Origin of the sequence: Arenibacterium halophilum (assembly GCF_005938225.1) — a bacterium.
Lineage (GTDB): Bacteria > Pseudomonadota > Alphaproteobacteria > Rhodobacterales > Rhodobacteraceae > Arenibacterium > Arenibacterium halophilum.
In genome coordinates this window covers 269,319-280,978 of sequence record NZ_VCPC01000003.1, presented here as the reverse complement: position 1 = coordinate 280,978, position 11,660 = coordinate 269,319, and the positions used below count along the sequence as shown (strand labels likewise).

Annotated in this window: 11 protein-coding genes; 8 read left to right on the top strand and 3 right to left on the bottom strand. The window is 65.0% G+C overall.

Features of this window, described 5'->3' with window-relative positions:
* Position 1: 1 nt before the first annotated feature.
* From FGK64_RS14560 to FGK64_RS14540, 5 genes are all read left to right on the top strand, one after another.
* The gene (locus FGK64_RS14560; protein WP_138864563.1) at positions 2-1,204 is read left to right on the top strand and encodes a hypothetical protein; all 1,203 of its coding nucleotides are present in this window, start codon (positions 2-4) and stop codon (positions 1,202-1,204) included.
* Positions 1,205-1,346: 142 nt separating this feature from the next.
* Positions 1,347-3,446 (top strand): dynamin family protein, encoded by a 2,100-nt coding sequence (locus tag FGK64_RS14555; RefSeq protein WP_138864562.1) that lies wholly within the window; start codon positions 1,347-1,349, stop codon positions 3,444-3,446.
* Positions 3,446-4,321, top strand: a complete 876-nt coding sequence (locus FGK64_RS14550; protein WP_138864561.1) for a dynamin family protein — start codon at positions 3,446-3,448, stop codon at positions 4,319-4,321. Before FGK64_RS14555 ends, FGK64_RS14550 begins: the two co-directional genes overlap by 1 nt.
* Positions 4,322-4,339: 18 nt before the next feature.
* A complete protein-coding gene (locus tag FGK64_RS14545; RefSeq protein WP_138864560.1) occupies positions 4,340-4,708 on the top strand; it encodes a hypothetical protein in 369 nt (122 codons plus the stop codon).
* Positions 4,708-5,493, top strand: a complete 786-nt coding sequence (locus FGK64_RS14540) for a hypothetical protein (protein WP_171054090.1) — start codon at positions 4,708-4,710, stop codon at positions 5,491-5,493. The genes FGK64_RS14545 and FGK64_RS14540 overlap by 1 nt, the downstream gene beginning before the upstream one ends.
* Before the next feature lie 62 nt (positions 5,494-5,555).
* On the opposite strand, the gene FGK64_RS14535 is transcribed toward FGK64_RS14540, so the two are convergent.
* Genes FGK64_RS14535 through FGK64_RS14525 form a run of 3 tightly spaced genes read right to left on the bottom strand, consistent with a single transcriptional unit; the run spans position 5,556 to position 8,523 of the window.
* Entirely contained in the window at positions 5,556-6,527 is a 972-nt protein-coding gene (locus FGK64_RS14535) for a tripartite tricarboxylate transporter substrate binding protein (RefSeq protein WP_138864558.1), read from the bottom strand.
* On the bottom strand, positions 6,527-8,062 hold the full coding sequence (locus FGK64_RS14530) for a tripartite tricarboxylate transporter permease (protein ID WP_138864557.1): 1,536 nt from the start codon (positions 8,060-8,062) through the stop codon (positions 6,527-6,529). Before FGK64_RS14530 ends, FGK64_RS14535 begins: the two co-directional genes overlap by 1 nt.
* Positions 8,063-8,073: 11 nt before the next feature.
* A complete protein-coding gene (locus tag FGK64_RS14525) occupies positions 8,074-8,523 on the bottom strand; it encodes a tripartite tricarboxylate transporter TctB family protein (protein ID WP_138864556.1) in 450 nt (149 codons plus the stop codon).
* Positions 8,524-8,684: 161 nt separating this feature from the next.
* On the opposite strand from FGK64_RS14525, the gene FGK64_RS14520 reads away from it, so the two are divergent.
* The 3 genes from FGK64_RS14520 (at position 8,685) to FGK64_RS14510 (ending at position 11,643) form a co-directional block, all read left to right on the top strand.
* Positions 8,685-10,037 (top strand): MmgE/PrpD family protein, encoded by a 1,353-nt coding sequence (locus tag FGK64_RS14520; protein WP_210236580.1) that lies wholly within the window; start codon positions 8,685-8,687, stop codon positions 10,035-10,037.
* A 3-nt stretch (positions 10,038-10,040) separates the two neighbouring features.
* Positions 10,041-10,844 carry an SDR family oxidoreductase gene (locus FGK64_RS14515; protein ID WP_138864555.1) on the top strand — a complete coding sequence of 268 codons (804 nt, stop codon included), beginning with the start codon at positions 10,041-10,043 and terminating at the stop codon, positions 10,842-10,844.
* Positions 10,845-10,959: 115 nt separating this feature from the next.
* Positions 10,960-11,643 carry a GntR family transcriptional regulator gene (locus FGK64_RS14510; RefSeq protein WP_138864554.1) on the top strand — a complete coding sequence of 228 codons (684 nt, stop codon included), beginning with the start codon at positions 10,960-10,962 and terminating at the stop codon, positions 11,641-11,643.
* Positions 11,644-11,660 lie beyond the last annotated feature (17 nt).

Genomic DNA, 11,660 nt, shown 5'->3' with positions numbered 1-11,660 from the left:
CATGGCCATTGCACATACCGATCAGATCACTTCGTGCCTGCGCGGCGCGCTCGAGGCCGGGTTGCTGCCCGCCGAAGGCGAAGCCACCGGGCGGCGGCTGCTGCGGCAGTTGAACACCCCGGCCCGCATAGCAATCATCGGCTTTCCGGGGTCTGGCAAGACCAGCCTGTGCAACATGCTGGCTGGCCAGCCCGCGATGCCCGACCTGGCCGGCGTGCCGGTTGTCGAACTGGTATTCGGCAAGCGCCTGCACGCGGTGATCGAAGGGCAGGAAGGCCATACGCGCACCGTCGAAGGCATCGCCACGCCAGATGACATCCCGCCGGGCACCGTGCGCGTGCGCCAGCACCTGCGCCACAAAACCTTGCGCGCGCGGCATTTCATGGAGATCGAACTGCCCGACACCATCGAGGCCCAGCGCGACCTTCTGGAATGGATGGCGCTGCGCACCGATATCGCGATCTGGTGTTCGTCTCGGTTTGACGATCGCGAACGCGCCCTGTGGTCGGCGGTGCCAGACCGCCTAAAGGATCACGGTTTTCTTGCCCTGACAATGGCCGACCGGCTGCACATGCAGGGCACGCTCACCTCGCGGATCGAGGCGTTGGCCCCGGTCGTCGCCGAAGAGTTTCTGAGCCTGTTTCCCATTGCCACGCGGCAGGCCATCGCCGCGCAATCGGCGGGCTCCGCCCGCAACGACTCGCTCTGGCAGGCCAGCGGGGCGGAGGCACTGTGCCAGGGACTGGACGACCAGATCGATCTGGATCGCCGGGCCGATGTGGATCATGTTCACGCCCTGCTGGAACGCTATGACATTACCCCGGGCGAAGAGGCCCCCGCGCCAGCCGAGGCTGAACCGGCGCCAACCGTCAGGGCGTCGGAACCGTCGCAGCAGGTGATGGCGCAGGCGCTCGACATGCTGCAAGGCTGCGCCGAGGACCTGATGCAAGGCCCGCCCTCCGGCGACGACGACAGCGCCGACAGGGTGCTGGAACGCTGTGCCCAGACTGCTGAAGATCTGGCCGCGCTTCTGGCGGGCACCGATGGCGCCGACCCGGTGTTCCGCGCGTTCCGCGATGATGCGAACGAAGGCGAACAGATGTTGCTTCTGCTGCGGTTGGAACGCGGCGAAACCGCCGCCGAGGATGCGCTTACCGTCCTGTTGCAAATGAAAAAGGATATGGCGGAAAAGACGGTGGTGTGACCTGCCCCCCGGACCGCCGCAGTCGTGCCCAGCTTTAACCATAATCCCCGGCGAGTATCGAAAATTGGAATCAAAGACGCCCGAACGTCATTGACCGCCGGTGAACGGTGGCGCGGTGCGGGTGGATGGGGCCGGACGCAAGATGAATATCACGCATGACTTCACCGCAACCGACCGAATTGCGCTTGCCCCCGCTTTGGGCTGCCTGAACGCCGGGCTTGAACCGCTGGCGCAGCTGGCAGATCAGGCACGCAGCCTTGAAAAATCGCTGGATCTGCTGGAGCAACTGGCCGGAGAGACCGGGCAGCGCTCGGTGATCCGTCTGCGGGACGAGTTGGCCGCTTTTGAACCGGCGATCACCATCGTCGGGCAGGTGAAATCGGGCAAGACGACTCTGGTGAACGCGCTGGCGGGCTGGTCCGATCTGCTGCCTGCGGATGTGAACCCCTGGACGTCGGTTGTCACCTCGTTGCACCTGATGCCCGGGCGGCAGCGGCAGGATGTGGGCGCCCGGTTCCAGCTGATGCGCGAAGAGGAATGGGATCGCCTGCTGCGCAAGGGCGGCCGTCTGGGCGAACTGGCCGATCGCGCCGGGGCCGACACCGAGATGGAGAAGATCCGCGCCCAGATCGAAGAGATGCGCGAAAAATCGCGCCGCCGTCTGGGGCGCAAGTTTGAGCTGCTGTTGGGGCAGGAACACGAATACGGCTATTTCGACAAGAACCTGCTAGAGCGTTACATCTGCCTCGGCGACGACTTCCTAAGCGAAGAGGACGCCCCGGAAGAAGACGATCAAGGCCGGTTCGCCGATATTACCCGCTCGGCAGATCTGTTCCTGCATTGCCAGTCGATGCCGCATCCGCTGTGCATCCGTGACACGCCCGGCGTCAACGACACCTTCATGATGCGCGAGCAGGTGACCATCAACGCCGTGCGCAACAGCCGTGTCTGCGTGATGGTGCTGTCGGCCAATCAGGCGCTGACCTCGGTCGACATGGGGCTGATCCGGCTGGTGTCGAACCTGAACGCACGCGATGTCATCATCTTCGTGAATCGCATCGACGAATTGCAGGATCCCGGCGAACAGGTGCCCGAGATCGAGGCCTCGATCCGCGCGACGCTGGCCGAACACGATGGCCCCGAAGACGCGCAGATCATCTTTGGCAGCGCCTATTGGGCGGGTCGGGTGCTGTCGGAAACCGTGGATGACATGACCGACGCCAGCGCCGCTGCGCTGATGAACTGGGCCGAGGCACAGCTGGCCACCGGCGATCACGATCTGGGTGCTCCCGACATGATCTGGCAACTGTCGGGCCTGCCCCAGCTGAATCGCGCAATTGCCGAACAGGTGGTCGATACGCTGGGTGCGCCCAAGCTGCGCAAGATCGCGGCGGCGGCAGTCACCATCGCGAGCGGCCAGCAGGCCGCCAATCTTGTCCGTATCGCGGGCGATTCAGGCGGCGCGGACCAGCCGATCGAAGAGATTCGGCGCGAGTTGGCCAGCCTGTCGCAGGAACATCTGGACGATCTGGCCGACGCGCTTGCCGCCATCGCTGCCAGCCATCACGAACGGTCGGACCGGGCGCATAAGAACTTTCTGGAACGCGCAACGCATTCGCTGATTGCGCATCTGGAAAAACACGGCGACGGCCCGGTCTGGGAATACAGCCCCACGGGCCTGCGGATGCTTCTGAAATCGGCGCACTCGGTGTTCACCAGCCGCGCGCAGACCGCCGCGGCCGAGGCCTATCAGAACGCTGTCGCCGATGTGGCCGAGTTGTATTACCGCGCCTTTGGCGATGCGGTCGAAGGCATCCAGCTGTCGGTGCCCGAGGTGCCGGCCGCCGCGCCGCCCGTGTCATTGGCGCAAACCATTGCGTTGGATTTCAACGATGGCTGGTGGCGTACATGGTGGCGTCGCGCGCGTGGGTACAAGGCCTTTGCCGCGCGGTTCCACGCGATGATCGCCGCTGAAACCGCCGATTTCATCACCCAGTTCAAGACCGCGCCCACGAACGAATTCACCGCGCGGCTGATCGACGTGCTGCAATCCTTCCTCGATCAGTCGCGCGACGTTCTGGACGACATCGCGCAGGGCAACGGCGCGCGCCCCGAAAGCGATACGCTGTTCCTTGACGGGCACGAGCAAGACCGCCAGTCGGCCATAGCCGCGCTGATCGCCGATCTGGAACCCCTGGCCCTTCAAGGCCGCGAAGACACCTCTACGAACGCAGGCCAGTGATGACCGACACAGAACGAAGCGGATCCGCCGAACCTCACTCTGGGCAGAAACCCCGCGTGGTGCTGATGGGCGAATTCAGTGCGGGCAAAAGTACGCTGTCGAATATCCTGCTGGAAGGCGCGCCCCTGCCAATGCGGGTAACGGCGACACGGCTGCCCCCCGTGCATATTTCCTATGGCGCGCCTTCGGCCCGGGCCGAAGCGTTCGACGGCACGTTCAGCGACATCCTTGACGGCGATCTGGAGCTTGTACCGCTGGAAGACACCCGCGCCATTCACCTGACGATGCAATGCGATCTGCTGGAACTCTGCGATCTGGTCGATATGCCCGGCATCTCTGATCCGAACATGCCCGCAGATATGTGGGACAACGTGATCGAACCGCGCGACCATGTGATCTGGTGCACCCATGCCACTCAGGCATGGCGGCAAAGCGAAGCGGCAATGTGGGAGCAGCTGGCCCCGTCCAGCAGCGGCGCGAATCTGCTGCTGATTACCCAGATCGACAAGCTGCGCACCCCCCGCGACCGGGTGCGCGTGCAGCGCCGCGTCGCCCGCGAAATCAACGGCGCGTTCAGCGCGGTCTATCCCGTGTCGCTGTTGATGGCACTGGACGCGGGCGAGGATGCCGAGGCCTGGCAGGAAAGCGGCACCGCCGCCTTTACAGAACATCTGGTCGACCTGCTGGTGAATGGCGGTGCACGACCCGAATCAGAAGACGCACCTGTTGAAGACACCGCCGCCAAAGTCGAGCCCGCGGCTGACATGGCCCCCGGTGTTGTTCCGCGCCGGGTTCAATCGGGCGCCCGTTCGCCCCGTCCGCGCCCGGACCCCGGCGCACGTCTGCACCTGATGCCTGTGCCTTCTGGCACCTAGACCCGAGCAAGACCAAGAATGCCCCTCACCTCGATCTCTGACGAACTCGACCGGCTCCGCCTCGCGACGCCCGACTGCCGCATGACCGCCTTTGGCGACTTGCGCGCGCGGCTGGTGCTGACGTGGAGCGCCGAGGGCCCCTGTCCGCGCGAAACGCTGGACGCTATTGCGGCCGAAGCCGCCCGGGCCTTTGCGCTAAGCGGGCTGATTGATGATAGCAGCGAAACGCTGGCGATCACCTTTTCAGAATCGGGCACCCGGTTCTTTGCCCGCCACGATGCCGGGTCTGATGACGTGGTCTGTGCTGATTGCGCGCCCGGCCTGGATATCGCGCCAATGACCCACGCGCTTCACGACAGCGCCCGCCGTATCGCCGAGGCCGCATGATGATCCAGCGCGCCCAGAAACCCAAACCGGTCTCGTCGCTGTCACAGCGTCTGCTGCGCCTGGCGGCCACCCCCGGACAACTGGCGGCAGAGCGGCGCGCCCTGCCCGATGCACCATCCGCGCGGCTGTTGGCGGTACTGCGCGAAATCGACGAAACCGTGCTGCCACGTTGCGTTGATCTGTGCATCGATCGGACCCCCGTGGCGCGGCTGACGATTTCCCAGCGGCGTCTGGTGCGGCTGGAACTGGCGCGGCGCGGGGCCCTGCGCGCCGACCCTTCGGTGATGGTGCGGGTGCTGGCCGATGCGCTGGCGTCGCTTGCGGCACAGCCCGGGGCGATGTCGATGGTGGTGCGCCGCCGCGCCGTGGCGACACCCAGCCCCGAAACCGCCTGCTCTGTGGCGCAGCTGCGGCTGGCCCTGTCGGTCGATCTACCAGAATCGGGCCGGGCGGCCGGTTCGGCCGGCCTTGCGCGTCTGGCCGAAACGATTGACCGCGATGCGCTGGCAACCTGTCGCTGGCCCACGGGTCAGGCGCCGCTGGCCTTCGCGGGCGCGTCCGAGTGGACAGAAACACTGGCCCGCGCGGCCGACGGATTTCGCCGGCGCGATAAGAACGGCCCGGACAACCGCCGCTTTGGCAGCCCGCGCACCGATGGTCTGGCCTTGCCGCTGGGCGATGGGCAACTGCTGATCCTTGCCGCGCAGGGCGGCGCCGGACTCGCCGCCGTGATGCCCGAAGCGGAAGGCATGGCCGCCATTGCCCACTGGCAGCGCAACACCTGATCCAAGAAAGAAAAGCCCCGCCCGGGGCACCGGACGGGGCTGTGTTTTGATGCCGCTGCGGCTTAGTTCTTGCCGGTCAGCGTCTCGCGCCCGACATTGTCGAGAATGCTCTCGTAGGTCTCGCGCTCTTTCTGCATGACCTCGCCCGCCGTTCCGTAGCCGCGATAGGTCATGTCCATCGATCGCTTTTCGCCAACGGTCTGGGCCAGTTCGCCATTCACCGCCTTTTCAAACGCCGCCGACAGTTTCTCAAGCCGCTCGGCGGGAACGCCCGCCGGGGCGTGCAGCGAAATCCGGCTGGTCACGCCAAAGGGGAATCCCATGTCTTTCATCGAGGTCAGTTCCGGTGCGACTTTCAGCTTGTCGAAGGAGGCCGCGAACAGCGCCTTGGCATCGCCCGCTGCCACGATGGGGCGCCACGACCCGCCCGAGAAGGCCACATCGACATCGCCCGCCAGCACGGCCTGCACCGCGCCCGACCCGCCGTTCACCGGCACCGGGCGCAGCTCGACCCCGCGCTCCTTGGCGATGTAGTGCATCAGCAGCCGGTCAATCGCCAGCTGGCTGGCGTAGGTCATCGGACGGCCTTCGGATTTGACGTTTTCGATCAGCTCGTCCAGCGAGTTGTAGGGCTGGTTCGGGCCGGTGAAGATTGCGTTCTGGAAATCGCCCAGGATGGCCACATGGTCGAAGCTGTCCATGTCATACAGCGCCTTCTGTACCAGCGGTGCCAGCGTGATCGACGTGGAATTCGTCGCCAGCAGCGTATAGCCGTCGGCCTCCTCACGCGCGACCTGGCTGGCCGCCACGCCGCCGCCGGCACCGCCAACGTTCTGCACCAGCACCGGCTGGCCCAGTTCCTGGCTGACAATATCCGTCATCGCGCGGATCGCGGAATCGGTGCCGCCACCCGCCGGATAGGCGACGACGACGGTGACCGCCTTGGTCGGCCAATCCTCGGCCTGCGCCGCAGCGGTCAGCCCCAGCGCACTCAGCGCGGCAGCGGCGAATGTGGTAAACGTACGTCTTTTCATCAGTTGTTTCCTCCCTTGGCTTCGATCGACTGTTGGTCGGGTCCGCGCGAAGACCGCACGCCCGCGATGCTGAACCGCCAGATCGAAAAGGCAGCCAGCAGCAGAAAGAGAATGGCAATGGGGTGATCCAGCAGCACCGCCGGGTCACCGTCGGACAGGATCAGGGACTGGCGGATCGTTAGCTCGGCCATCGGGCCAAGCACGTAGCCGACGACAAAGGTGACGAAGGAATAGTCGAGTTTTTTCATGAAATACCCAACCGCGCCGAAGATCAGCATCAGGTAGACGCCGAACATGCCGCCGCCTTCCATGTAGGCGCCGGTGATGCACAGGAACACGATCACCGGCATGATGATCGTGGGCCGCACCAGCACCGCCATCGAAAACAGGCGCTGCCCGAACATCCCCACCATCAGCAGCGCGGCCGAGGCCAGCAGCATCCCGAGGTAGATGGAAAACACTACCTCGCCGCTTTCGCGAAACAGGAACGGCCCCGGCGTCAGCCCGTGCATCATGAAGGCGCCCATCAGCAGCGCGGTCGACAGGCTGCCCGGCACGCCAATGGCAAAGACCGGGATCAGCGAGGCCGGAACCGTGGCGTTATCGGCGGATTCCGAGGCGGCCACGCCTTCCGGCGCGCCCTTGCCGAACTCGTCCTTGCGGGGCGAGGATTGCCGCACCCATGTGTACGAAAGAAAAGACGCCAGCGTCGCCCCCAGCCCCGGCAACAGCCCCACCGCACTGCCCACAAGCGAGCCTTTGAGGATGGCGGGCGTCACCTGTTTCAGCTCGGCCCCGCTAAGATGCGTATCGCCCTTGTTGCCGGTATCGACCCGCGCGGGCCGCTTGGCGTAGCCGCCACGCCAGCCCTGATCGACCTGCACAAGGATTTCCGACATCGCCAGCGTGCCGATGGCCACCGCCAGCAGCGGTATTCCGTCATACAGCTGCAGCAGCCCGAAGGTCAGCCGGGGCAAGCCGGTTTCCGCGTCGATCCCCGGCGCCGACAGCAGCAGCCCAAGGAACCCGGCGATCAGCGCCTTGAAGAAACTTTCACCCGATACGGCAGCGATGAAGGTGATGGAAAAGATCAGGATCGAGGCCAGTTCGATCGGACCCAGCCCGATGGCAAAGCGCGCAATGGGCCGCGCCAAAGCGATCAGCGCGATGGTCGCCAGGACATCCCCCGCGACCGAGGCGATCAGCGCGACCTTCAGCGCCTTCTGCGCCTTGCCCTGTTGCGTCATCGGATAGCCGTCGTAGGTGGTGACGACCGACGATGGCTCTCCGGGGACGTTCAGCAGGATCGCGGACACCGCCGACCCGGCGGCGCCACCCTTGTTGATGCCAATCAGGAACGACAGCGCGGCTGCGGGCGACATGGCAAAGGTGAACGGCAGCGCCACGGCAATCGCGGTGGTCCGGTTCATGCCCGGCAGCGCGCCGACGACATAGCCGATCAGCACGCCCAGCACGATATAGGCCAGCGTCAGCGGGGTGAAGATTTCTGCGGCGGCGGCGGCTAGGTTGGTCATCGCAGCAAACCTCAGGGCACCGGCGTTTCAAGCACATAAAGCGCGAGGTAATAGACCGCGCCCACCGGCAGAACCGCCGTGGGGACGATGCGCAGCGGGCTGCGGTCACCCAGCACGATCATCAGCGCGGCAATCAGCAGCGGGGCGCCGATCAGCAGGCCGAAGATGTCGATCACCACGATCCCGCCCAGGATCAGCGCCACCAGCAGCGCGAACATTGCAAGGTTCCAGCCGCTGACCGGGGAAGCGGCATCAACCCGGCCCGCGCGCAGCCGCAGCACCGATTGCACCGTCAGACCAACCGCACAGATCGTCAGCCCCACGGACAGCAGCGTCGGAAAGAACGTGGGCGGCAGGCCGTAATACATCCCCTCTTCGGTGCCCATCGGAATGATGACAAAGGTCAGCAACAGGCCAAAGGCCGTCAGTGCCACCCCTCCGGCAAGATCGAGTTTCGTCATCGCGGCCTTCCCTCCCCTTTGCCCGGACGTGGCCGGGCCTCGCACGGGTTTGGCCCCGCGCGAGTGCCGTCAAATTAGACGGATTGATTAGTATGTCAATATTTGGATAATACAATCTTATAAACTGAACGCTCTGTGAAACAGCAAGGAAACCGGCCGCAGTGACCCGCATATCCGACACGCCAACGCCCGAAGCCGCCATAACCCGCTTCGTGGCCCGATTCGACCCGGCCGATATTCCCGCGCAGGTTCTGGCCGAGGGACGACGGTCTTTGGTCAACATTTTCGCCACCGCCTTTACCGGCTGCGACGAGGCTCCGATTGCCGCGATGCGCAAGACCGGGCTGGCGTTTTCCTCTTCCGAAACCTGCACATTGATCGGGCGGCCCGAACGCTGCGACGCCCCAACCGCCGCCGCGCTGAACACCGCCGCCGCGAACATTTTCGACTTCGACGACACACATGAAGCAACGATCATCCACCCGGCGGCGGCTGTTTTTGCCCCTCTGTTTGCCCACGCGCAGGTGGCGCAAGTATCGGGGCGCGATCTGCTGGCGGCCTTTGTTCTGGGCTGCGAGGTGGAGTGCCGGATGGGCAATGCGATGTCGCCCTATCACTATGCGCACGGCTGGCACATCACATCGACCTGCGGGATTTTTGGCGCGGCGATGGCGATGGGCCGCCTGTTGGGGCTGGATGACACAGGTCTGCGGCAGGCGCTGGCCTGCGCAGCGGCGCAATCCTCGGGGTTGGTGGAAACGCTGGGGACAGGCGCCAAAAGCGTCAGCATGGGCGGCGCCGCGCGCAATGGCTATCTGTCCGCGCTGCTGGCGCAAAATGGCTGTGATGGGCCTGCGCTCCCGCTGACCGGGCCGCGCGGTTACCTGAAGGTTTACGCCGATGCGATGAAGCCCGAATGCCTGACGGACGGGCTGGGCACGGAATGGGAGTTCGGCAAGAACACCTATAAACCCTATCCCGTCGGCGTGGTGCTGAACCCGGTGATCGAGGCGGTGCTGGACCTGCGCGAGACAGACGGCCTGCGGCTGGATCAGGTCGCGCATGTCACGCTGACGGGCCATCCTTTGCTGCAACAGCGCACCAACCGCCCCGACGTGAAAACGGGCCGCGAAACGCAGGTCAGCGCGCAGCACGCCATCGCCATTGCATTGCTGACCGGGCGCGCGGGGCTGGATGAATTTTCCGACCCTGCGGCCGCGCAAACCTTGGAAATCGGGCGGCCAACGGTCGATTTCATAGACGACGACAGCCGCTCGGTGGATTCGGTTGGCGTTGAGATCCGCACCAAGGATGGCCAGAACCTGACCCGCGACATCGACCACGCCGCCGGGTCGCGCGCCAAGCCGCTGCCCGACGACCGGCTCGAGGCAAAGCTGACCGCCGCTGCCACGCGCGCGGGCTTCCCGGGCGATACCCGCGTCCTGATGGACGCGCTGTGGCAGATCGACAGCGCCAAAGACGCGGGCGCGATCATCGCGCTGGCCGGAGCATAAGCCATGACAGACACGCAAAACCGCCCGCTATCGGGCCGCACCGCGCTGATTACTGGGTCCGAAGGTGGGCTGGGCCTTGTTCTGGCGGAAAGCCTTGCCGCTGCCGGGGCCGATATTGCCCTGAACGGGCTGCGGGTTGACGCCGAAGGCGCTCCGCTGGCGCAAAGCCTGTCCGATATGCACGGCATCCGCGCGATCTATGTCTCCGCTGATGTAGGCCAGCGCGATCAGGTGACCCGGCTGGTTGACACCACCGCCACCCGCCTTGCACCGGCCGATATCGTGGTGAACAACGCGGTGATCCGCCACTTCTCGCCGGTCGAGGATTTTGACCCGGACCATTGGGAGCATTCGCTGAGCGTGAACCTGAGTTCAGCATTCCACACCGCGCGCCTGACCATCCCGCAGATGAAGGCGCAAGGCTGGGGCCGCATCTTCAACATCTCGTCCTACTACGGGTTTCGCGGGGCCGAGAACCGGATCGACTATGTCACCACGAAGACTGCGCTGACCGGCATGGCCCGCGCCATCGCCATCGAGACTGCCAAGACAGGTATCACCTGCAATGCGCTTTGCCCCGGGTCGGTCGGGACAGAGGCGATTTTGAACCGTATCCGGGGCATGGCCGCCGAGCAGGGCCGCGATTTTGATGAACTCGCGCGCGAATACGCCAGCGACCGCAGCGCGACGGGGCGGTTTGTCGATCCGCGCAGCATCGGGGCATTGCTTGTGTTCCTGTGTTCGGACGCCGGGGCCGATATTACCGGGGCAACGCTGCCGGTGGATGGCGGGTGGCTTGCGTCATGAGACACACCGCTGCATATTGGTCCCAGCATCTATTATTGTATGACAGCATGGCAAACCCTGCCCTGCCTCAGCCGGCCGGCCGCGACGCCGCCGCACCACGACGGAGCCACCCCGCATGAGCAAGACCGAAAGCCAATTCCGCGTTGATCGGATCGCCGCGCCGTTGCGCTATAGCGTGACGGAAAGCATCCGCAACGCGATTGCCATCGGCCATTTCAAGGCAGGCGAACACCTTCCCGAACGCGAGTTGTGCGAAATGACTGGCGTCAGCCGCACGCTGGTGCGCGAAGCGATGCGGCAGCTGGAATCCGAAGGCATCGTGGTGGTCGAACCCCATCGCGGCCCCTTTGTCGCGCGGATCACCAAGGAACAGGCCGAAGGCATCTACCTTGTGCGGCAAGAGCTGGAGAGCCTGGCCTGCCGCCTGTTCGTGGCCAATGCGACCGAAGACCAGCGCCGCGCGTTGAAGACCGCGTTGAGCAATCTCAAGTCCGCCGCGCGCAAATCCGACCCGCAGGCGCGGTTGTCGACCAAGAACCAGTTCTATGACTGCCTTGTGGAAGGCGCCAACAACGAGGCGCTTGGCAACTGCATCTACATGCTGAATTCGCGCATCACCCTTCTGCGCGCCACCTCGCTCAAGGCGCCGGGGCGGATCAAGGAAAGCATGAAGGAACTGACCGCAGTGGTTGACGCGCTGATGGATCGCGACGCGGAAAAGGCAGCCGATCTGGCGCGGTTCCATGTGTCGAAAGCGGCCGAAGCGGCGGTGCCGCTGATCGAAACGCCCGAGGAGTAACCCCCCCGGGCGCCTAC